The sequence below is a fragment of the Paenibacillus sp. L3-i20 genome, from assembly GCF_022180385.2.
In the GTDB taxonomy this organism is placed as follows: Bacteria; Bacillota; Bacilli; order Paenibacillales; family Paenibacillaceae; genus Pristimantibacillus.
In genome coordinates this window covers 1,070,226-1,092,202 of sequence record NZ_BQME02000002.1, presented here as the reverse complement: position 1 = coordinate 1,092,202, position 21,977 = coordinate 1,070,226, and the positions used below count along the sequence as shown (strand labels likewise).

The 21,977-nt window shown below is 41.9% G+C and carries 20 protein-coding genes; 18 read left to right on the top strand and 2 right to left on the bottom strand.

Annotated elements, in window-relative coordinates; genetic code table 11:
* Nucleotides 1-7: 7 nt before the first annotated feature.
* The 10 genes from MFF31_RS18425 (at nt 8) to MFF31_RS18380 (ending at nt 12,251) form a co-directional block, all read left to right on the top strand.
* On the top strand, nt 8-340 hold the full coding sequence (locus MFF31_RS18425; protein WP_238189860.1) for a cyclic-phosphate processing receiver domain-containing protein: 333 nt from the start codon (nt 8-10) through the stop codon (nt 338-340).
* A gap of 58 nt (nt 341-398) precedes the next feature.
* Nucleotides 399-1,415, top strand: a complete 1,017-nt coding sequence (locus tag MFF31_RS18420) for an SAM-dependent methyltransferase (protein WP_238189858.1) — start codon at nt 399-401, stop codon at nt 1,413-1,415.
* A gap of 180 nt (nt 1,416-1,595) precedes the next feature.
* A complete protein-coding gene (locus MFF31_RS18415; protein ID WP_238189856.1) occupies nt 1,596-3,212 on the top strand; it encodes a serine/threonine-protein kinase in 1,617 nt (538 codons plus the stop codon).
* A 144-nt stretch (nt 3,213-3,356) separates the two neighbouring features.
* Nucleotides 3,357-4,055 carry a response regulator transcription factor gene (locus MFF31_RS18410; RefSeq protein ID WP_238189854.1) on the top strand — a complete coding sequence of 233 codons (699 nt, stop codon included), beginning with the start codon at nt 3,357-3,359 and terminating at the stop codon, nt 4,053-4,055.
* Complete coding sequence (locus MFF31_RS18405) at nt 4,052-5,407, top strand: HAMP domain-containing sensor histidine kinase (protein WP_238189852.1); 1,356 nt, start codon at nt 4,052-4,054, stop codon at nt 5,405-5,407. Before MFF31_RS18410 ends, MFF31_RS18405 begins: the two co-directional genes overlap by 4 nt.
* 51 nt (nt 5,408-5,458) lie before the next feature.
* Entirely contained in the window at nt 5,459-6,328 is an 870-nt protein-coding gene (locus tag MFF31_RS18400; protein ID WP_238189850.1) for a carbon-nitrogen hydrolase family protein, read from the top strand.
* Nucleotides 6,321-7,004 (top strand): GNAT family N-acetyltransferase, encoded by a 684-nt coding sequence (locus tag MFF31_RS18395; RefSeq protein ID WP_238189848.1) that lies wholly within the window; start codon nt 6,321-6,323, stop codon nt 7,002-7,004. The genes MFF31_RS18400 and MFF31_RS18395 overlap by 8 nt, the downstream gene beginning before the upstream one ends.
* A gap of 31 nt (nt 7,005-7,035) precedes the next feature.
* Nucleotides 7,036-7,710: a GNAT family N-acetyltransferase gene (locus MFF31_RS18390; protein ID WP_238189846.1), complete on the top strand. Its 675-nt coding sequence runs from the start codon at nt 7,036-7,038 to the stop codon at nt 7,708-7,710.
* A 629-nt stretch (nt 7,711-8,339) separates the two neighbouring features.
* Nucleotides 8,340-9,872: a glycine betaine uptake BCCT transporter gene (locus MFF31_RS18385; RefSeq protein ID WP_282570526.1), complete on the top strand. Its 1,533-nt coding sequence runs from the start codon at nt 8,340-8,342 to the stop codon at nt 9,870-9,872.
* A gap of 453 nt (nt 9,873-10,325) precedes the next feature.
* Nucleotides 10,326-12,251, top strand: a complete 1,926-nt coding sequence (locus MFF31_RS18380) for an endonuclease MutS2 (protein WP_238189844.1) — start codon at nt 10,326-10,328, stop codon at nt 12,249-12,251.
* Here the strand turns inward: MFF31_RS18380 and MFF31_RS18375 are convergent.
* On the bottom strand, nt 12,248-12,886 hold the full coding sequence (locus MFF31_RS18375; protein WP_238189843.1) for a thiamine diphosphokinase: 639 nt from the start codon (nt 12,884-12,886) through the stop codon (nt 12,248-12,250). The two genes, MFF31_RS18380 and MFF31_RS18375, sit on opposite strands and share 4 nt — an antisense overlap.
* A 195-nt stretch (nt 12,887-13,081) precedes the next feature.
* Between MFF31_RS18375 and MFF31_RS18370 the strand changes: the two genes are divergently transcribed.
* Together MFF31_RS18370 and MFF31_RS18365 are read left to right on the top strand one after the other, a co-directional pair.
* The gene (locus MFF31_RS18370; protein ID WP_238192138.1) at nt 13,082-13,753 is read left to right on the top strand and encodes a trimeric intracellular cation channel family protein; all 672 of its coding nucleotides are present in this window, start codon (nt 13,082-13,084) and stop codon (nt 13,751-13,753) included.
* Nucleotides 13,753-14,262, top strand: coding sequence for a low molecular weight protein-tyrosine-phosphatase (locus MFF31_RS18365; RefSeq protein WP_238189841.1), 510 nt, complete (start codon nt 13,753-13,755; stop codon nt 14,260-14,262). The genes MFF31_RS18370 and MFF31_RS18365 overlap by 1 nt, the downstream gene beginning before the upstream one ends.
* Nucleotides 14,263-14,297: 35 nt before the next feature.
* On the opposite strand, the gene MFF31_RS18360 is transcribed toward MFF31_RS18365, so the two are convergent.
* Entirely contained in the window at nt 14,298-15,035 is a 738-nt protein-coding gene (locus tag MFF31_RS18360; RefSeq protein ID WP_238189839.1) for an alpha/beta hydrolase, read from the bottom strand.
* A 284-nt stretch (nt 15,036-15,319) separates the two neighbouring features.
* Here MFF31_RS18360 and pdhA point away from each other — a divergent pair, with 284 nt between their 5' ends.
* From pdhA to MFF31_RS18330, 6 genes are all read left to right on the top strand, one after another.
* The gene (gene pdhA, locus MFF31_RS18355) at nt 15,320-16,387 is read left to right on the top strand and encodes a pyruvate dehydrogenase (acetyl-transferring) E1 component subunit alpha (RefSeq protein WP_238189837.1); all 1,068 of its coding nucleotides are present in this window, start codon (nt 15,320-15,322) and stop codon (nt 16,385-16,387) included.
* A gap of 30 nt (nt 16,388-16,417) precedes the next feature.
* Nucleotides 16,418-17,395 carry an alpha-ketoacid dehydrogenase subunit beta gene (locus MFF31_RS18350; RefSeq protein ID WP_238189835.1) on the top strand — a complete coding sequence of 326 codons (978 nt, stop codon included), beginning with the start codon at nt 16,418-16,420 and terminating at the stop codon, nt 17,393-17,395.
* A gap of 68 nt (nt 17,396-17,463) precedes the next feature.
* A complete protein-coding gene (locus MFF31_RS18345) occupies nt 17,464-18,771 on the top strand; it encodes a dihydrolipoamide acetyltransferase family protein (RefSeq protein ID WP_238189834.1) in 1,308 nt (435 codons plus the stop codon).
* A 3-nt stretch (nt 18,772-18,774) separates the two neighbouring features.
* A complete protein-coding gene (gene lpdA, locus MFF31_RS18340; protein ID WP_238189832.1) occupies nt 18,775-20,190 on the top strand; it encodes a dihydrolipoyl dehydrogenase in 1,416 nt (471 codons plus the stop codon).
* A gap of 125 nt (nt 20,191-20,315) precedes the next feature.
* Nucleotides 20,316-20,804 (top strand): acyl-CoA thioesterase, encoded by a 489-nt coding sequence (locus MFF31_RS18335; protein WP_238189830.1) that lies wholly within the window; start codon nt 20,316-20,318, stop codon nt 20,802-20,804.
* A 181-nt stretch (nt 20,805-20,985) separates the two neighbouring features.
* The gene (locus tag MFF31_RS18330; RefSeq protein WP_238189828.1) at nt 20,986-21,942 is read left to right on the top strand and encodes a thymidylate synthase; all 957 of its coding nucleotides are present in this window, start codon (nt 20,986-20,988) and stop codon (nt 21,940-21,942) included.
* Nucleotides 21,943-21,977: the final 35 nt, after the last annotated feature.

Here is a 21,977-nt window from a genome sequence, read left to right as displayed (position 1 = left end):
ATCACTAATGATACATGTCTATTTGGACGATTATCGTCATTGTCCAGCAGGCTTTATTTTAGCCAGAAATGCGGAAGAATGTAAGCTGCTAATTGACAACGAGACCATTGATATTCTTTCGTTGGATTATGATCTAGGATGGGGGCAGCCAACTGGCTTGGAAGTTGTTCGTCATCTAATCGCTGGTGGCAACTATCCGAAACGAATTTATTTGCATACTTCCAGCGCTTCTGGCAAATTACAAATGTATCATTACCTCTCTGAAAATATACCGAATGATGTTATGTTACACGGAGGACCCATGCCTCAAAATATACTAGATGAAATTGCTAATGCGTAATCAGAATGTACACGCTAAGGTTTTATCCAACTTCATAATGAAAGAGGCATAACTAATCGTGAGTCAATGGATCGGAACTGCTAATCAAAGTTATGCACCACTTGCAATTGAGGAGATGCGCAGACTTTTACCTGGAGCAACTTTTGCCCCACTTGCTGCTGGCGAAGTATTCCTGATGAATTGTCAGCAAGAAAGAGAAGAGACACTTGAAGCCATTCATGGCCAAGAGCCAATATTTCTTCGACATATTCAGCCAGTAGACAGATTAATAGAAATAAGCGGCAGCGCAATTGACCTGGAAGGACTATCGGACATGATACGTCACGCCCGTCTTACTTTCTCGGACAAGCGTACTGCGGTTCATATTCGAAGAAGCGCTAAGTCGAACTTTCATTATTCGGCTTCTGATACAAAAGCTTTGCTTGATGCTGTGCTTGAAGAGATTGATGCTGAGCCAGTCGTACAACTGCCCGAAGTGATCATTTCGATCTATGCAGCAGAAAATGTACTGTATGTTGGCTTTGCAAGTCCAGAGCAGATGTTATCAGACTGGCCCGGCGGAGCCGTTCGATTTCAACGGGAGGAAGGTCAGGTTTCAAGAGCGAAGTTCAAGCTTCTAGAAGCTGAGCGTACATTCGGATTAAATTATGCAAGCTTTAAAAATGCATTGGACGTTGGGGCTGCGCCAGGAGGATGGACTTCATTACTACTTGAGCGGGGACTTCGCGTAACAGCTATCGATCCTGCGGACATGCACCCTTCTTTGATGCAGCATCATGCTTTAACACATCATAAACGTAATGCAGCCGATGTAAAGTTAGTCGCTAACACGTTTGATCTTCTTGTTTGCGATATGAGTTGGAGTCCGATGCTGATGAGCAGACTTATATTGGACTTGCAGGGATCGCTCAAACCGCATGCAACGGCAATTATAACAATCAAGCTTATGCATCGGAAGCCATTGCAGACGATTAGGGAAGTGAAGGAACGTCTAGGTACAGCTTTCACCATTCTCAAAGCAAAGCAGTTATTTCACAACCGTGAAGAAATAACGTTATTTCTATTGAAGAAATAGTAGCACCTATACCAGAAGGAATTAACGTTAACAGATATTCGTTATTATTGTAGGAAGACTTGAACGTATGCTACAATACTGTTTAGATAACCATAATTCGTAGGGAAAGCATCCCGATATTGTCTGCAATTTGCAGGCATTATCGGGGTGCTTTTTTTTTTCAACTGGAGGGGTCAAGAAGTGGATGGAATCGGAGTTAAGTTTCCCGTCTTAGAGAAGGGAATGTTAATCGGTAATAGATATCGAATCATTCGAACGATTGGACAAGGCGGTATGGGAGTCGTCTATGCTGTGGAGGATACAAGATTAGAAGGTATGCTCCGAGCGATGAAAGTAACAGCAGCCAGAGAAGGCCAAGGAGCATTTTCTGAGGAAGCAAATACATTGATGAGACTTAGACATCCATACTTGCCCTTAATTACAGACTACTTCCCTCCCGATTCGGGTTCAGGTGTAGAAATGTTAGTTATGGATTACATCGATGGCGATACGATATCAGCCATGATGTCGCAATCGCTGGCAGCATTTACGTTCCCTGAGATTATTCATATTGGCCTTGGATTATGTTCAGCCTTAAATTATTTACACACACTGCCTTCAGCGATTATTCATAGAGATCTTAAGCCGTCTAACGTAATGATTGACCGCAAAGGTCAAGTAAAACTCATTGATTTCGGAATATCGCGTCGATACAAAGAAGGCAAACTTCACGACACTGTAAAGTTGGGTACAGCAGGGTTTGCGGCACCTGAACAACAGCAAGGCAAACAAAGTGATGCAAGGACAGATATCTATGGACTTGGAGCATTGCTTTATTTTATTGGTTCTAATGGATCAGTTCTTTCACAACAATGGACGAATACAGGAAAAGCTCCCTTATTAAATCAACTATCTAAGCATATCCCTGCATCATTTAGAACACTATTGGAACGAATGTTACAACCATTGCCAGATTATCGCTATCAGAGTATGAAGGAAGTAGAACAAGCACTTCGAGCATTTTCAAATCATGCACAAGTGACGATAGATGAGCCTAAGCGTTGGGACAATCATATGGATCTAATTAAGCCTCCATTAGTAAGTGTTCTCTCACTTTCTCCTGGAGCTGGCGCAACAATGTTATCGATAACACTTGCGATAATGTTAGGCCGCAAAGGGCATACGGTTACGGCTGCAGAATATTATAATGTTCCACCCGAATGGCTTGAACTTCTACCATCAAAGTCTAAAAAAGATCAGTTAGAAGATGAGGGTATTACTAGTTTTACAGAACGTTTTATAAGGCGAAAATCACATGATAACTGTATTAATTGGCTTACCGTCAATTCACATTGCCTTGAGGGAAATAAACAAGACGAACGGCTTTTTGATCAGAAACTGCGTCAATTCGGCAGCGCTGTTAATATTATTGATTTCTCCAGCCAATGGCAAGATTCTCACGCAATGTATTGGCTTCGACAATCAAAACATATTATTGTCATTGCAGACCCGTTCATTTCACGATGGCAAGTAGGACAACTCCAAAAACTAAAAAAGATACAAGAAGAGGTACGAGTTAAAGGAGGAGCTTTTCACTGGGTTGCCAACAAGGATGTCCGATTTAGCGGACGAAGAGAATGGCTTTCTTTATTCCCTGAAAGACCTCTTGCTGCCGTACCGCTGCTTCCACAAGATGCTGTCCTTAATGCTTTATGGGGTAGTAAATGGGTTACAGATAATGCCGTTTTGGACTATCGTATTAGCAGAGCTTTATTACCTGTTTATGAACTTATAACCCAAAATTTGAAGTCAATCTAGCCTTTGTGAACTTGTAAATTTGTGAAAAGTGAGAAATAGTTAATGCAACATCAGTATTGATAGAGGGGCTGTTTACTTGCAATTCCACACTTCCTTCATTATGATGAATGTATTATTCAGCTATGAAGGAAGGTGACCGAGGTCATGAACGAACGAGTTCTTGTCGTAGAAGATGAAGCGGGAATCGCCCGCATTTTGCAGCTTGAATTGGAGCATGAAGGCTACACAGTGGGTGTAGCAACAGATGGGCGCAAAGGTTATGAAATGGCGTCAACAGGAGAGTGGCAGCTTATTTTGCTTGATGTCATGCTTCCAGAGATGAGTGGAATTGAAGTACTTCGATTAGTTAGACAAGCAGGGAATCCTGTCCCTATTATATTGTTGACGGCTAGAGATACAGTTCCTGATAAAGTAAGCGGTTTTGAACATGGAGCAAATGATTACATCACAAAACCATTTGCAATGGAAGAACTACTCGCAAGAGTTAGAAACATACTGCGAATTTTTCAGCAAAATCCTAAAGAGTCCGAAGGGTCAGATATGATTAAGCTTGGTGACCTGACGATCGAACTGCGTTCGCGCAAAGTATATCGGAAAGATATTTTGATTGAGTTGACGCCTCGTGAATTTGAGTTGTTAGTTTATTTGGTTGAAAGTCGCAATGAAGAGAAGTCTCGTGAAGATATATTGTCAGAGGTGTGGGGATACGACTTTATTGGAGAAACAAACCTGGTGGATGTGTATATTCGTTATCTTCGTCAGAAGCTGGATAAAGGTTACCGCCATAAGTTAATTCATACGGTTCGTGGCGTAGGCTATATGATAAAGGAGCCGGATGCATGACGCTGCGTAAACGATTTACGCTCTTCACCATTTTTTGGCTTATATTAATATTGATCTTTTTTAATATATTCGTTTACTTTTATGTCATCAAAATTACGACTGAAAGTGAAGAAGAGGTCATTTCGACTAAGGTCAATCTCATGCTTGATAATCCGCGAATACAGAGCGGTCGGGGACTAAACGACTCTGAACTGTTGAAAGAATATTCGAATGTAAATGAAATGATTCGTATCATTGGGCCTAATAATCGAGTTATCGTTATTGAAAACTCGAATTCTGTGCTTGCAGAAATTCCAGCAGCGTTTGAACCCTATCACCATACGGGGATGATTACGAAGGGTGGGGAGCGCATAATATTTATGCGCGTACCTTTATACGAAGATGGAAAAGTCATCGCCATGCTTGAAATCAATCGTATACTGGACGAGCTCGATAATTATTTGCAGGTGCTTGTCGCAGCTCTAAGTGTTACGAGTGCCGGAGCTATTTTATTCGCTATTTTTGGAACCTACTGGTTCACATCTAGATTAACTGCACCAATTCAGCAAATGGTAACTACGATGAGAGAAATCGATCGAAGCGGAAAGCTGCGTCAGATCGAAATGACTAATCGTGAGGAATCAGCTGAGTTACAGCAGCTTCTTCGAGCATTTAATCAGATGATCGAAAGACTAGATCGCACATTTGCAAGGCAAAAACAATTTGTCGCAGATGCATCGCATGAACTGAAAACGCCTCTAACCGTAATTAGCAGTTATGCTGGAATGTTGAAAAGATGGGGAAGAGACGATGAAAGTGTGCGCGACGAAGCAATAGAAGCAATTGCAAAGGAAGCAAACAGGCTTCAAAATTTAACGAAATCTATGCTAACGCTTGCTGAAGCGGAACAAGAGGATTGGCTAAAATTGGAAATGTTCGACGTCGTTCAAGTTGTTGAAGAGTTAGCGACGATGTTGCAGACGACATTCCAACGTCCAATTCGTGTAAAAGCTCTGACAAGGGTAGTACGAATGTCTGGCGACAAGGATAAGGTTAGACAACTTCTAGTCATCTTGCTAGACAACGCTATTAAATACTCCAAAGATCCAATCGATATTTCGATCACACTAATGAAGAATATAGTGAAAATCGAAGTAAAAGATAAAGGTATGGGTATCCCAGAGAAAGAAATTCCACATTTGTTTGAGCGTTTCTATCGTGTCGATGGTGCAAGAAGTCGTATTACTGGCGGTGTTGGGCTTGGCCTTTCCATTGCGAAACGAATCGTGGATCTACACGAAGGAAAGATCGATGTGTTCAGTCTTCCAGAGCTAGGAACGACGATTACATTACAATTTAAGCAACGTAAGTAACTCTAATGAATGTATAAACGAATATGCAATGTCACGGGAGGTTGTCAATGTATGAAATTTCGTACAGCCGCTGTGCAGTACAAGTTGAGCGATATTGAAACATTTAAACAATTTGAAGCACAGGTCACACATTATGTCCGCAACGCATCTGAATATGGCGTACAATTTTTATTGTTTCCTGAGTTTTTGACTACTCAATTGCTTTCTATTGGTGACGAGAATGGTAAAGCTCTCGGGATAGACAAGCTTCCGAGCTTCACAGAGCAATATTTACAGTTGTTTGTTTCACTTGCGAAGGAATACAACATGTATATTGTTGGAGGAACGCATGTCGTAGACGTTGGTAACGGAAAGCGGCGTAATGCAGCGCATTTATTCCATCCAAATGGACAAATTGATGTGCAACATAAAATACATCTTACGCCAACAGAAGTAACGGAATGGGATATGACACCTGGAGACGGAGTTGAAGTGTTCCAAACCGTATTTGGCAAAGTTGCAATGCTCACTTGTTATGATATCGAGTTTCCAGAAATCGTACGGATAGCAAGGGCGAAGGGGGCAGATGTTATTTTCTGCCCATCCTGTACTGACGACAGACATGGCTTCTATCGCGTACGTTACTGCTGTCATGCGAGGACAATTGAAAATCAGATTTATGTCGTTGCTACTGGTACTGTAGGGTCGCTTAGGAAGGTAGATTTCATGAGAGCTAACTTTGGACAAGCTGCAATTATTGCGCCTAATGATATACCATTCCCTCCCGGGGGGATTATTGCTGAAGGTGTCGTTAATGACGATATGTTAGTTGTAGGAGATCTGGATATCAGTCTATTAGAAGATGTTAGACAAAATGGATCTGTAATGACCTGGCGTGATCGTAGAACGGATCTCTACACGGACTGGGTAGAACATGAATAAACAATTGTATCTGCTTAAAGACGGCGTTCCAATTCATACCGTTATACGGAATTATACGATTGATGATGTTGATTCATTAATAGAAGTACAAACGACAAGCTTCCCTCCTCCATACCCGGAACATTTGCACTGGAATCGCGAGCAAATAAGTGAACAAGCCACACGATTCCCAGAGGGAGCTATTTGTGCAGTAGCAGAAGGTCGAATAATAGGCTCAATGACTGGATTAATTGTAAATATGAATGACTATTCTGGTACTCATAGCTGGAGTTCAATATCGGATGACGGATACATACGTAATCATCAATCGAATGGCGATACCTTATATGTTGTAGACTTATGCGTCACACCTCAGTATCGAAAAACAGGTGTTGGCAAATGGCTAATGCAATCCATGTATGAAACAGTCGTTCATTTACGACTGCAACGTTTACTCGGAGGCGGCAGGATGCCCGGATATGCCTCTAAAGCAAAAGAAGCAACTCCTATGCAGTATGTAGAGAAAGTAATGAATGGGGAATGGAGCGATCCTGTCATTTCATTCTTACTGCGGTGTGGGCGCAGCCCGCTATCTGTTATGCCGAATTATCTTGAAGATGATGAGTCGCTTAATCATGCGCTTTTGATGGAGTGGCGCAATCCTTTTCTAACAACTATCACGAAATCAAGCCTATAGCATTTACTAATGGATTGGAGTGTACATTTTTATGTTAACTTATCATCGGATTACTTCAATTAAAGATCCTTTTTTCAAACCACTTCATGAACTGCTTGGTACAATATTTCCTCCTGAGGAAGTATTAGCTTATGATCTTTGGAGCGAGCCGCTTCAAGATGCTGGCATTCATGTCTACGTCGCTTTGCAGGGCGATGAAGTAGTTGGATCTACAGAGTATCGTTATTATCCGGAGTTAAGAGTTGCAATGACGGACTTTACGATTATTGGTAAACCATCGTTAGGAATTGGAAGATTTCTTATGAGAAATCGTGAGAGGGACTTACAACGTTTAGCACAAGAGTCAAACACGATGCCAATCGGCATGTTCGCTGAAATCTATGATCCTTATCGTGCTGAAGCTCATGGATTTGGCGGAGTTTCTCCTATGAACCCATATGTAAGAAGAGAAGTGCTTTCTCATATCGGCTACAAAAAACTAAACTTGCAATACGTACATCCTTCTTGGGATCATGAAGGGCAAGCAGTTACGGAGTTAGATCTAGGGTTCCTGCCACAAGATGAGAACCTCTCCCATGTGGACGCATCATTAGTCGTTACTTTCTTAGAAGGCTATTACTCTGCTCTGCCTAACAAGCCATTGAGCTGGTTAGATATGGTCGCAAAGCTAAAAGAAACGGATCAGATTGAGCTTTTGCCATTATAAAGTTTTTACTTCTTCATGTTAAAGCTAGGGGCTGTCCCATTTGTAGTTAACTCTACTTATGATTCAGTCCTTTGCTTTTTTATTTAAGTTGTGTGGAACTAAATTACTAACAAAACAAGGGTACGTCAATTTTATTAAAAGTTTTTGTTTCAGAATTAAATAAATTGGGTATATGCGAATAGTACTTGATGTAAGCAATGGGAAAGAGTATTTTTTGAGCATCACTCATTCCAACATGTAGCCACACAAATTGTAGAAAGAAGGGGCGTTGAACTTATTAATATCAAAAAGATAAAAAGCTTCAAAAGATGGGTACACTTTTAGTGAAGAGTCAAGAGAGAAGAGTGCAAAGTGAAAAGTGAAATGTAATTAAAGGAAGAATAAAGATGGAATACTGGATGAAGATACTTAGGAACATAAGTAGACTGAAACGTTGCAAGACGGGACAGCATTGAGGCAACACCCAAGTTACATAAACTATAAAAACTAGATTTCCCTTAATTGGGGTCGCATGAATCTGCTTGAGAATACAACACGTTCATACTCAAAGTTGACATAATGTGTATCCGATATCATCAATGATATTTTTGTTAAAAATGGAGATGCTAAGGGAAAAAGGAGGGGCAACAATGGTCTTCTGGATATCCTTGATCATTATTTTGTTATTTGTTGTATGGGGAGCGCTAATGCCTGGTCGGATGTCAGATTTATCGACCATCGTATTTGACTATACGATTGAGAAATTCGGTTGGTTTTATTTAATGGCGATGTTTTTCTTTTTAATATTCGCTTTCATCTTAGCGTTTGGCAAGTATGGAGGCATAAAGCTTGGATCTGATGATGATGAGCCCGAATACTCGTTAACAGCATGGTTTGCTATGTTGTTTAGTACAGGAATGGGTATCGGCTTAGTGTTTTGGGGAGTTGCAGAGCCGCTTTCCCATTACTTAACTCCTCCTGAAGGAGTTGCCGGGGGAACGCCAGAAGCTGCTCGTGTTGCAATGCGTTATTCCTTCTTTCACTGGGGATTACATCCATGGGCGATTTATACCATTGTCGGCCTAACGCTTGCTTATCATCAATTTCGTAAAGGTCGCAAAGGACTAATCAGTGAAACGTTCTACCCTTTGATTGGTGAAAAAGGAGTAAACGGACCTATTGGTAAAGGTATAGATGTACTCGCAATAATTGCGACTGCATTTGGAGTCGCTACATCTTTAGGTTTAGGTGCTTTACAAATCAATGGTGGTTTAAATGCAATGTTCGGACTCGAAAATTCAGCAGTTAATCAAATGTGGATCATTGCATGTGTGACGATTTTATTTATGATCTCAACACTTTCGGGACTGGATCGCGGTATAAAACTATTAAGTACTTCAAATTTATTTATGGCTTTTGTGCTCATGATCTTCGTATTTCTTGTTGGACCTACAGCATTTCTAATGGATACGCTGACCAATACACTGGGGTCCTATGTTCAAAATATAATTCAAATGAGTTTGCGATTAATGCCGTTCTCAGAAAGTAATTGGATTGGTAACTGGACTTTATTCTACTGGGCATGGTGGATAGCGTGGGCGCCATTCGTGGGTACGTTTATCGCACGTGTTTCCAGAGGACGGACCATTAAAGAATATATTTTGGGAGTGCTTATCGTTCCCAGCCTCCTAGGTTTTGTATGGTTTTCTGTTTTTGGCGGAACAGGTCTACATATGGAGTTAATGAAAGGTATTCCAGTTGCGAAAATAGCTCAGGAGGACGTTACGTCTGCATTGTTCGTCACACTAGGCAATTTGCCGTTTGGTATGATCGCTTCGGGGCTTGCGACTATTCTAATTATTATCTTCTTCGTGACTTCAGCTGATTCTGCTACATTTGTATTGGGTATGTTGTCACAAAAGGGAAATCCAAACCCAAGTGCAAAAATAAAGTTGTCATGGGGTGTACTCCAATCGACAATAGCTGTTGTATTACTTTTAAGTGGTGGTTTAAAGGGACTCCAAACAGCATCCATTGTGACGTCACTTCCATTTGTTATCATCATTGTTGGCATGTGTTTCGCGTTACTTAAATGTCTAAAAGAAGAGGACAAAATATTTAGAGTACGTGAACGAAAGCGGAGAAAGAAACTAGATGAACTGATCGATCAACATGATATTTAACTAAAGAATCCGGTTAAAACGTATGATAATCCGAAAAATTCATTATAAGACTTGACTTGGACGAAATGGATTTAGTAATATGTAAATAGTTTTTAATTGGCGGAAGGGGAAATTTTAATGTTTGCAGGTGTTCTTAACTCATAAATTGGATATGGTCAGATCGTTACAACGGCACTGTACATGTACTCATAACGAGTAGTGTGTTTACAGAGGCTTAGTTTCGTGATCTGATGCCAAGAGTTGAGAACATGTGGATTTCCGCCTGAATGCCTACGGGATGATGGCCTGATCACCGTGCTCATGTAGCACGGTTTTTTTATACTTATTTTTGGTGAGCAATTTTGCCGGCTAAAAATGAGCTATTCAGGTATATCATCGTATATGGACAGGAATGGAGCGCACACGCGTTCTGTTCCTGTCTATTTTTTTGTCCAAAAAAAGGAGGAACGAACAATGAATGAAGCAACATTAGTTAAATTAGAATTTTCGAAAGTAAAAGAAACGGTTAAAACTATGACAATGTCTACTGCTGGTCGGAAGCTTGTAGACGACATGTATCCAAGTGCTGAATATAGGAGGGTGCAGGCTTGGCAGCAAGAAACGTTTGAAGGAGCACAATTGTTAGCAAGCGGGGCGAACATTCCTCTATCAGCGATGGAAGGGATCGAGCCGTTTTTATCTCTGCTAGGGAAAGGACGTATTTATACTGAGCAGGAGCTTGAACAGCTTGCTGTTTGGCTCACATCAGTGGCACAAATGAAACGATACATGAATACTAAGCGAGAAATAGCGCCGACAATATCGGGTTATGCTGATTCTATGCATGATTGCCCTGTACTAAGAGAAGAACTTGAGCGCAGCATACGTTTCGGTATATTGAGGGATGAAGCTAGTGCTGATCTCGGATATATTCGCAGACAAATCTATTCCTCAGAAGACAAAATCCATCGCAGAATGGAACAAGCTATGGGGAAATACAGGAGCTACTTGCAAGAAAGTGTCATTAGTAAACGTAACGACAGGTTCGTTCTTTCGGTTAAGCGTGAGCTACGTAAAAATGTGCCAGGATCTGTCTTAGATGAATCATCAAGCGGTCAAACGGTGTTTATTGAACCAAACGAAGTATCCGAGCTCCAAAGAGAGCTGCAGCAATGGAAAGGATCAGAAGAACGTGAAAGAACCATTATATTGTCCAAACTGTCAGAGCTTGCTGATGTTTATAGCACAGAATTAAAAATCAATGTTCAGGCTATGGCATCGTTCGATTTTCTCATGGCTAGAGCAAAGTATTCGAGAAGTTGCGGTGGACGACGAATAGAGTTAAGTAACGAACCGATAATTAAATTGATCGGAGCGAAACATCCGTTCCTGCCTCAATCAGCGATTCCACTAGATGTTGAACTAGGATTGAATTGGAAGCAGCTTATGATTACTGGTCCTAACACAGGCGGAAAGACTGTAACGCTCAAAACGATAGGATTGTTTGCTCTAATGAACCAAGCAGGGCTGTTAATCCCAGCCGAGCATGGGAGCAGTCTTGGGATTTTCAAGCATATTATAGCCGATGTTGGAGATGGACAAAGTTTGGAGCAAAACCTTAGTACATTCTCTTCTCACATTACCGTTCTTGGAGAGATGCTCAAAAATGCTGGCTCCAGATCGTTATTGTTGCTTGATGAACTTGCTGCGGGGACTGATCCGACAGAAGGCATTGCTTTATCAATCGCGGTACTGGAACAGTTGCTCGAACGAAATGCATTAGTCGTAGCGACAACTCATTTTAATGAGATTAAAACATTTGCATCAAAGACCAAAGGTTGTCAGAATGGCAGAATGGCATTTGATCCCGATTCGTTGCAGCCACTATATCGACTTGAAATTGGTGAAGCAGGAGATAGTCAAGCATTCGCAATTGCAAGAAGATATGGTTTGCCAGAAGGGGTTGTTCAGAGAGCGGAGTCGTTGCTTATGGACAGGAATATCAAAATGGAAGTCTGCTGCAAGAAAGAGAGTAATAATAAAGAATCGAGTGTTAATGAACGGGACGTAGTTCAAAAGGATTGTAATGCTCCACTTAAAAATAAAAAGAAGTTTGAGAAAGGAGACGTCGTATGGATTCATCCACTGAGGAGGGCTGGAGTTGTGTACCAGCCCGCGGATGAACGTGGAATTGTTATTGTGCAAGTAAAAGAAGAGAAGCTCAGCTTTAATCAAAAAAGATTAAAAATTTATATTCCTAAAAGCAAGTTATATCCTGATGAGAACTATGATCTTGACATTGTATTTGACTCTAAAGAAAATCGGAAGAAAAGAAACACTATGAGTCGCAAACATGTAGAGGGTCTTGAAATCGTGATTTCACAGGAGCTGCAAGACTAGTCGCAGCTTTGAATAACGAGTAGATGACCTTGCCTGAGATCTATAATTCCTTTGTCTTCCTTAAGAACGTTGCTAATTCCAATCGATTGGCCAACTTTGATCGTGGCGTCATTTAAAGGGTACTGAAAGCCAGTCAACGTAATGCCTACTACTTCTAAGGAAAGTGGAAGCAAAGATACTTGTGCATAATGGCTTCTTTCAATAATAGTCGTAGTCGTTATTAGTCGAATGCAGTTGTTGCTATCAATGATTTGTGCTTCAATGCCACATTCAAGTGCAAGATTGAGCAAGTGAATATTGCTAAGCGAATGGTCAAACCGACTTCCGAGAGCGCCAAGTAGCAGTATGCTGCTTGGCTTCATATCCAGCGCAAGTCTAAATGCCATTTCGGTGTCAGTATAGTTTTTATCAATGGGGTCACATTCTATCGTTTGGTGGCTTCGCATTCTTATCTGTTCCATTTCTTGTGGAGAAACAGAGTCGAAGTCACCAATCGCTATCTCTGGATTCAGTCCGTGTTCTATTAGGAAACGAGCACCGCTGTCAGCGCCGATTAATATATCTTCTTTTTGAATATAGTTAAGAGCCCAGTTGCCCAGACTACCTCCCGTACATATAACGATTCGTTGTTTCATATAAGTGGTCATCCCTTCAAACCTAGATTATTCGCGTAAGAGTACATGTGTCTCAGTATATCGCTTAAAAGACCATTCGACAATTAGTCGAAATTAGTCGTTGCCAATGAGCAATAGCGGCGATAAAATGGTAGAGGATGGTATATGTGAACAACTATGTACAGGTATCAGGAAGCGAGGAAATAAGCTGTGAGCATGGATATTTTCAACATATTCAGCATCATTGGGACGATTGCCTTCGCCGTAAGTGGGGCTGTTGTAGCGATGGAAGAAGAATATGACATCTTAGGTGTTTACGTTCTTGGTCTCGTAACAGCTTTTGGCGGTGGAGTTGTTCGGAATTTGCTTATTGGCTTGCCTGTAACATCTATTTGGAATCAAGGATACTTATTAAAGATTGCAATAATTGCAATGACAATTGCATTTCTCCTGCCTGTAAGATGGATTCTTCGATGGCGCCGAAGTGAAGCTTTTTTTGATGCCATTGGATTATCCGCATTCGCGATACAGGGTGCATTGTATGCCACTAAGATGGGACACCCATTAAGTGCAGTTCTCGTAGCAGCGATGATGACGGGAATTGGCGGCGGCATTATTCGTGATGTGCTAGCAGGTCGTAAGCCGCTAGTACTAAAGGATGAAATTTATGCTGTTTGGGCAATGCTAGCAGGTCTTGCTATTGGTATGGGCTGGTTTGTTACGACTACTGAATTGCTTATTCTGTTTGTTGTTATAATAACGTTCCGTATGCTTTCTGTATATTTCAAGTGGAAGTTGCCACGTCGTTCACTTAAGCGGGCTTTTGTTACAGAGCCAGCTGTTTCTATGAGTACCCGAAACTTATTTAAGAAAAGAGATGTTGATTAATGAAGTCTTCTGCACGAATATTGTTTGTATGTCTTGGTAATATATGCCGTTCTCCGATGGCAGAAGCGGTTATGCGTAATTTGGTTAACGCCGAAGGACTTTCTAATCGAATAGAGATCGACTCCGCAGGCACAGGTGATTGGCATCTGGGACATCCGCCGCATGAAGGAACTCGGAAAGTGCTTGATGAGCATGGAATATCTTATGAAGGAATGAAGTCTCGATTGGTCGAGCATGCGGATTTTGAGACGTTTCAATATGTAGTATGTATGGATACGAAAAATTTAAGAGATGTAAAGGAACTTTTTCTAAAAGCTATTGCGGACAATGGACTAATTGAAGCTCATTCTGCACAAGTATTAACTTTTATGGAGCTGTCACCACAGCGAGGAATTGTAGATGTGCCTGATCCTTATTATGAGGGTAATTTTCCATATGTATTTGAGCTGGTTGAAGAAGGCTGCAAAGCGCTCCTGAAACAAATAAAGGCCGACTTGGCATTGGATTAATCCAATGCCTCGTCTGGCCTTATTGCTGTTATACATTATTCCACTTCTATAAAATAACGCAATGCCTGTGGTACTTCTTGTTGCCAGAAGCCCCATTGATGCTTGCCGTCCTTCTCTTCATAAAAGATAGTTGCGTCTTTGTGCTCCAGCAGAGCTTTTGCATTGCGATTCAAAGCTACAAAATCATAAACGCCGGTATCGGTTTCAAATGCCGTTTCTTGTAGTCCAACGATCATATAGATGGTGAGCCAGCTCAAATCGTAGCAGTTACCGATAATGCTCTGTGAAACTCCATAAAATGCGCCAGACATCGACATTACTCTTGTGAACAAATGTGGATATTGAAGTGCAATATGAAGCGAAACCGAACCACCTAGTGAGTCACCCGCTAACAAACGATGTTCAGGTTCACGACGAACAGGGAAACGTTCCTCAATAAAAGGAAGCAGTTCCTCAGCAAAGAAGCGAACGTAAGCAGCATGGCGATCTCCGTCTGGTGCATACTCGGCAGTACGTACCTTTTTATCTACATCAACGCCTACTATAATGAAAGGTTCTAAACCTTCGTCTAAAATTAACTTCGTTGCAGTTGTAGCGATTCGTCCAAAGTTGAAAAAGTCTTCGCCATCCTGACAATAAACAACGGGATAGCTAAGCAGATCATTATAGCCTGGAGGTAGAAAAACGCGAAGATTACGTTCACCCTCGGGCAGCCACTTGCTGCTAACAGTTTCCTTCAAAATGGTTCGTTTCAAGTAACGTTCATCTGACATTGTGATTTCTCCTTCTAAATAATTGAATGGAATACGACTACAGTGGGTAAACAATAGTAAGGTGAAGAAGGGAATAGTGTGACAATCATTCTATTGTATTATGCTGTTATAGTGTATTTTAAACTCTGTAGCATATACAATTTCGTAACAGAATGATTACAAATGTCGAAAAAACAACGGTTTTTTTGTTTTTTGCTTTGACCATTATGATTAAACAGGGTTATAATAATTCTATAACAGAGGTACAAGATTTTCAAATATTTCGATTGAGGTGAGCGTTCAAAATGAGCAAACTGCCATACGAAGTTCAAACAGAACCGGTCACACCGCTAACTGTGTTGTCACTCGATGGAGACGTAACCAACCCAGAATTTATGCCGGATCTAACTGATGATCAGCTAAAAGAGATAATGTATCGCATGGTTTTCACTCGTACATGGGACGAGCGTGCAGTTAACTTGGGTCGTCAAGGCCGTCTAGGTTTCTACGCACCAGTATCAGGACAAGAAGCTTCCATGATTGGTAGCGAATATGCACTTAATAAAGATGACTTCATTTGCCCGGGCTATCGTGATATGCCGCAACTAGTGTGGCATGGACTTCCACTTTACCAGGCATTCCTATATTCCCGCGGACATCAACAAGGTGGTCAAATTCCTGAAGATGTTCATGTACTTATGCCGCAAATCATCATCGGCGCTCAAATTTTGCACGCTACTGGCGTTGCAATGGCATTTAAGAAAAAAGGCGAGAAGCGCGTAGCTATTACGTACACTGGAGACGGTGGTTCTTCCGAAGGCGATTTCTACGAAGGTCTAAACTTTGCTGGCGCATTCAAATTGCCGGCGATTTATGTTGTACAAAACAATGGTTATGCAATAACTACTCCTTACGCAAAACAAACAGCGGCATTGTCAGTTGCTCACAAAGCAATTGCAGCTGGTATCAAAGGCGTTCAAGTTGATGGTATGGATGTTCTTGCAGTTATTAAAGCTGTTCGTGATGCTGCTGAGCTTGCTCGCAGCGGCGGCGGAGCAACATTGATCGAAATGATTACGTACCGTTACCGTCCACACTCAATGGCAGACGATACGTCCAAATACCGTACAAAAGAAGAAGAAACAGATTGGGCACCAAGAGATCCACTTATCCGTTTCGGCAAGTTCTTGGAAAGCAAAGGACTATGGTCTGATGAAGAAACAGCTCGCGTAAAAGAAGAGGCGAAGGCTACTGTAAACGAACAGATCAAAAAAGCAGAAGCAGTTGAAAAAATGACTGTAGCTGGCTTGATCGATTCGATGTTTGAAACGACACCACAGCATCTTGAAGAGCAAAAAGCTGATTTCCAATAATAAGCCCTAAGCAAAGGAGGATCTATTAACATGGCTCAAATGAATATGAAAGAAGCGATCCGTGATGCGATGCGGGTCGAACTTAAGCGCGATCCAAACGTATTAGTATTCGGTGAAGATGTCGGTAAGGTCGGCGGCGTATTCCGTGCAACTGAAGGACTGCAAGGTGAATTTGGCGAAGAGCGTGTATTTGATACACCGCTTGCTGAATCTGCTATTGGCGGTTTGGCAGTTGGTATGGGTATCCAAGGATTCCGTCCAGTTGCTGAAATTCAATTCGTTGGCTTCATCTATGAAGCAATGGATCAAATGTTTATCCAAGCAGCACGTATGCGTTACCGTTCTGGCGGTCGTTACAACTCACCAATCGTATTCCGTACACCTTTCGGTGGCGGCGTAAAAGCGGCTGAGCTGCACACAGATTCACTAGAAGGTTTGGCTGTTCAAACACCAGGTATTAAAGTTGTTATTCCTTCGAACCCATATGATGCAAAAGGTCTATTGATCGCAGCAATTCGCGACAATGATCCTGTATTCTTCATGGAGCATCTTAACCTGTATCATGCATTCAGAGCTGAAGTTCCAGAAGGCGACTACACTGTTGAGATCGGTAAAGCGAACGTTGTTCGTGAAGGTAGCGACGTTACAATTATCGCTTACGGCATGATGGTTCATACTGCGGTTAAAGCTGCTGATGAGCTTGAAAAAGAAGGCATTAAAGCAGAAGTAATCGATCTTCGTTCACTTGTGCCTTTGGATATTGATACACTTGTAGCTTCTATCAAAAAAACGAATCGTGCGATTGTCGTTCAAGAAGCGCAAAAAACATCTGGAGTAGCTGCAGAAGTTATTGCACAAATTAACGAAAAAGCGATTCTTCACCTTGAAGCACCAGTTCTTCGTGTTGCGGGTCCGGATACCGTTTATCCGTTCGCACAAGTGGAAGATGCTTGGTTGCCATCCACAGCTCGCGTTGTAGCAGCTGCACATAAAGTAATTAACTTTTAATAAATGAAGAGCGATTTCGCTCTTCATCTAACATAAGATTAGAACCATTTCAAAGGAGGTTACTATCGGTGGCTAAATTCGAATATCGATTCCCTGAGCTTGGCGAAGGCTTGCATGAAGGCGAAATTATTAAAGTACTCATAAAGCCGGGTGCTACAGTAACGGACGATGATATAATTTTGGAAGTACAGAACGATAAAGCTATCGTTGAAGTACCTTGCCCAGTTAACGGCAAAGTATTGGAAGTGTTTGTAAAGGACGGTCAAGTGTGTCATGTTGGCGAGGTAGTAGCTATTATTGATGCTGAAGGCGATGTTCCTGAGCAAGCTGCTCCAGCAGAAGAGCCTAAGAAAGAAGCAGCACCAGCGGCTGCAAGCACGCCTGCGCAAGCAGCGGCACCAGCTGCAACTCCAGCACCACAAGCTGAAGTAAAAGCAACGAATGCATTAGTTCTTGCAACGCCAAGCGTTCGCAAATTTGCTCGTGAAAAAGGTGTAGACCTTACACAAGTAGATGGAACAGGCAAAAATGGTCGTATTACTCGTGATGACGTAACTGGATTCGGCGGAGCTTCTGCGCAAGCAGCAGTTGAAGCACCAGCTGCTGAACAAGCACAAGGAAATGCGGAAGAAGCACCAAAAGCTGCTGCACCAGTAGCAGCAGGTACAGCATATCGCCCTGAAGAGCGCGTTCCATTCAAAGGTATCCGTAAAGCAATCGCTAATGCGATGGTTAAATCGGTATACACGGCTCCTCATGTAACAATTATGGACGAAGTAGACGTAACAGAGCTTGTTGCTTTGCGTGCGAAATACAAGCCATATGCTGAGAAAAAAGGCTCCAAGCTTACTTACTTGCCATTCATCGTAAAAGCATTGGTGGCAGCTTGTCGTCAGTTCCCAATTATGAACGCTACGCTTGATGAGCAAAATCAAGAAATCGTATTGCGTAAATATTACAACATCGGTATCGCTACAGATACAGACAACGGCTTGATCGTTCCTGTTATCGAAGATGCGGATCGCAAAAACTTGTTTATGGTAGCAGACTCTATCCGTGACCTAGCTGTTCGTGGTCGCGATGGCAAGTTGACTGCTAATGAACTAAGAGGCAGCACAATTTCCATTTCCAACATCGGATCTGCTGGCGGTATGTTCTTCACTCCAGTAATCAACTTCCCTGAAGTTGCGATCTTGGGTACTGGCCGCATTACTGAAAAAGCAATCGTTCGTAACGGAGAGATTGTAGCTGCTCCAGTTATGGCGCTTTCACTTAGCTTCGACCACCGTCTAATCGACGGCGCAACTGCTCAAAACTTTATGAATTATATCAAACAGCTTCTGGGTCAACCTGAACTGTTCATAATGGAGGTTTAACGAATGGTAGTTGGAGATGCTTCATTAGATATTGATACTCTAATCATTGGCGCAGGTCCTGGTGGATATGTTGCAGCAATTCGTGCAGCTCAACTCGGTCAAAACGTGCTAATCGTAGACAAAGAACATGTTGGCGGCGTTTGTTTGAACGTTGGATGTATTCCTTCCAAAGCGCTAATCTCGGCATCACATCAATATGAATCCATCAGCCATGCTTCCGCGTTCGGTATTGAAGTAGGCGAAGCTAAAGTTGACTTCACTAAAGTTCAAGCATTCAAAAACGGTATCGTTAAAAAGCTTACAGGCGGCGTAGCTTCCTTGCTTAAAGCTAACAAAGTTCAATACTTCCAAGGTGAAGTAATGTTCATTAACGAAAACGAAGCGCGTGTATTTAACGATCAAGAAGCGCCTCGTTACCGTTTCAAAAACTGTATTATCGCTACTGGCTCACGTCCAATCGAGCTTAAAGCATTTCCATTCAGCGGACGTATCGTTTCTTCCACTGGCGCTTTGTCTCTTCCTGAAATTCCGAAAAGCCTAGTTGTAATCGGCGGCGGATATATCGGTATCGAGCTTGGCCAAATGTACTCCAAATTCGGCACGAAGGTTACTGTTATTGAAGGTTCTGATGCAATTCTTCCGGGCTTCGATAAAGATATGTCTTCCATCGTTGCGAAGAAATTGAAGAGTACTAAAGTGGACATCATTACTGGTGCACAAGCGAAGAGCGCTGAGCAAACAGATAACGATGTAACTGTTACGTACACAGTTGGCGACAAAGAAGAAAAAGTAACTGCAGATTACTTGCTAGTAACTGTAGGTCGTCGTCCGAATACGGATGGCGAACTTGGTCTTGATTTGATCAACGTTAAAACAACTGATCGTGGTTTGGTTGAAGTTGATGCGCAATGCCGTACGAACATTCCTCACATCTTTGCAATCGGCGATATCATTGCTGGACCTGCGCTTGCGCATAAGGCAATGTACGAAGGTCGCGTAGCTGCTGAAGCAATTTCCGGACAGCCTAGCGTTATCGATTACAAATGTGTTCCTGCTGTATGTTTCTCTGATCCAGAATGCGCAAGCGTTGGACTTAGCGAAAAAGAAGCAAAAGACAATGGTCATAACGTCAAAGTTGGCAAATTCCCGTTCGCAATCAATGGACGTGCTATGTCGCTTAACGCAAACGAAGGTTTCGTGAAGCTTGTTGCTGATGCGGACTCCGGCCTTGTTCTTGGTGCACAAATTATCGGTATTGAAGCTTCCAATATGATCGCTGAGCTTGCTCTAGGAATTGAAATGGGCGCTACTCTTGAAGATATCGCTCTTACAATTCATGCTCATCCAACACTTGGTGAGATCGTACTAGATGCAGCTGAAGTTGCTCTTGGACATCCGATCCATACTTTCATTAAATAATATTGCAATTTTGAATAGATATTACGAGCAGAGAGGTCACGCGGCACATTAGAGCCGTCGCGGCCTCTTTGTGCATATAATTGTATAGGCAAGGGAAAGATTCGAATCGAAGGGATGTTGATGATATGGATCAACCTGTAGCGAAGCGAGCAAGCGACTCTAGAACATTAATGACCCAACTTATTTTTCCGCTGGATACGAATCATTATGATACGATGTTTGGCGGCAAATTAATGGAGTATATGGATAAAGTAGCTGCAATTGCGGCGATGAGACATGCCAGAACTCGTGTAGTGACAGCGTCAACAGATAGTTTGGATTTTCTTGCACCGATCAGGGTTGGAGAAGTAATCGAGGTGGAAGCATTCGTAACGTGGACTAAGCGAAGTTCCATGGAAATTTACGTAACGGTAACCTCCGAGAACTTATATACGGGTATACGTGCAGTTATGGTAACAGCATTTTTTACATTTGTTGCTCTTGACGATAACGGAAAGAGTTGCCCAATAGCTACAATTATACCTGAGAGCGAGTTAGAGCAGCGTTTATTCGAGACAGCACCCGAGAGATATGAGCTTCGTAAGAAACGAAAGCAGGACAGAGAGGGCAACTAATGTTATAATGATGATTATTTTGTCTACATATAGACAATAGGCGAGAACATCGCTGATATAGTATTGGAAAGTTTTGCTGTGCAAAAGATGCTATTTCAATGTAGCATGTTTTGCTTCGCAAAACGAAGCTATTTCAATGTAGCATGTTTTGCTTCGCAAAACATAGGGGGAGGCAACATTAATGAGTAACAGCGAACAAGCCTATTTGCAGTTATTGAGAGATGTGCTGGATAAGGGCGTTAAGAAAGAAGATCGTACAGGAACGGGTACGATATCTACTTTCGGCTATCAAATGCGATTTCCGCTAAGCGAAGGATTCCCTTTGTTAACGACAAAGCGAATTCCATTCCGATTAGTTGCGAGTGAGTTGCTATGGTTTATAAAAGGAGATACGAACATCCGTTATCTTCTTCAACATAATAATAATATTTGGAATGAATGGGCCTTTAAGAAATGGGTGGAAAGTGCCGATTACAGAGGACCGGATATGACTAACTTTGGTCTACGCTCGCAATCGGATACTGCCTTTGCCAAACAATATAACGAGCAGATGGAAGCTTTTAAAGCACAAATCTTATCAGATGACACATTTGCAGCGAAGTACGGGGAGCTTGGTAACGTATACGGCAAACAATGGAGAGAGTGGAAGACATCACAAGGAGAAACGATTGATCAGTTAAAGGATGTTATTAAAACGATCAAAACGAATCCTGATTCCAGAAGATTAATAGTATCCGCGTGGAACCCAGAGGATGTACCTGGTATGGCGCTTCCTCCATGTCATACGATGTTCCAGTTTTACGTTTCCGAAGGTAAACTTTCTTGCCAGCTGTATCAACGCAGTGGTGATATTTTTTTGGGTATTCCATTCAACATTGCTAGTTACGCACTACTCACGCATCTTATCGCACATGAATGTGGTCTTGCGGTTGGAGACTTTGTACACACGCTTGGTGATGCTCATATTTATACAAATCATATGGAACAGATTGATTCACAGCTAGCACGTGCTCCTAAAGCGTTGCCTGTTCTTACATTAAATGAGGAGAAATCTTCTATATTTGACTTCGAATTGTCCGATTTGACAATTGAGCAATACGATCCGCATCCAGGTATTAAAGCACCAGTAGCGGTTTAAGTTTGAATGCTTGGCACATTTGAAAGAGAGTGGGT

Coding starts and splice junctions, on each gene's coding strand:
- MFF31_RS18335 (WP_238189830.1), top strand. CDS start 20,316: ATGGATCAACCTGTAGCGAAGCGAGCAAGCGACTCTAGAACATTAATG.
- MFF31_RS18365 (WP_238189841.1), top strand. CDS start 13,753: ATGAAGTCTTCTGCACGAATATTGTTTGTATGTCTTGGTAATATATGC.
- MFF31_RS18390 (WP_238189846.1), top strand. CDS start 7,036: ATGTTAACTTATCATCGGATTACTTCAATTAAAGATCCTTTTTTCAAA.
- pdhA (WP_238189837.1), top strand. CDS start 15,320: ATGAGCAAACTGCCATACGAAGTTCAAACAGAACCGGTCACACCGCTA.
- MFF31_RS18330 (WP_238189828.1), top strand. CDS start 20,986: ATGAGTAACAGCGAACAAGCCTATTTGCAGTTATTGAGAGATGTGCTG.
- MFF31_RS18405 (WP_238189852.1), top strand. CDS start 4,052: ATGACGCTGCGTAAACGATTTACGCTCTTCACCATTTTTTGGCTTATA.
- lpdA (WP_238189832.1), top strand. CDS start 18,775: ATGGTAGTTGGAGATGCTTCATTAGATATTGATACTCTAATCATTGGC.
- MFF31_RS18360 (WP_238189839.1), bottom strand. CDS start 15,035: ATGTCAGATGAACGTTACTTGAAACGAACCATTTTGAAGGAAACTGTT.
- MFF31_RS18375 (WP_238189843.1), bottom strand. CDS start 12,886: ATGAAACAACGAATCGTTATATGTACGGGAGGTAGTCTGGGCAACTGG.
- MFF31_RS18380 (WP_238189844.1), top strand. CDS start 10,326: ATGAATGAAGCAACATTAGTTAAATTAGAATTTTCGAAAGTAAAAGAA.
- MFF31_RS18395 (WP_238189848.1), top strand. CDS start 6,321: ATGAATAAACAATTGTATCTGCTTAAAGACGGCGTTCCAATTCATACC.
- MFF31_RS18385 (WP_282570526.1), top strand. CDS start 8,340: ATGGTCTTCTGGATATCCTTGATCATTATTTTGTTATTTGTTGTATGG.
- MFF31_RS18370 (WP_238192138.1), top strand. CDS start 13,082: ATGGATATTTTCAACATATTCAGCATCATTGGGACGATTGCCTTCGCC.
- MFF31_RS18425 (WP_238189860.1), top strand. CDS start 8: ATGATACATGTCTATTTGGACGATTATCGTCATTGTCCAGCAGGCTTT.
- MFF31_RS18400 (WP_238189850.1), top strand. CDS start 5,459: ATGAAATTTCGTACAGCCGCTGTGCAGTACAAGTTGAGCGATATTGAA.
- MFF31_RS18410 (WP_238189854.1), top strand. CDS start 3,357: ATGAACGAACGAGTTCTTGTCGTAGAAGATGAAGCGGGAATCGCCCGC.
- MFF31_RS18350 (WP_238189835.1), top strand. CDS start 16,418: ATGGCTCAAATGAATATGAAAGAAGCGATCCGTGATGCGATGCGGGTC.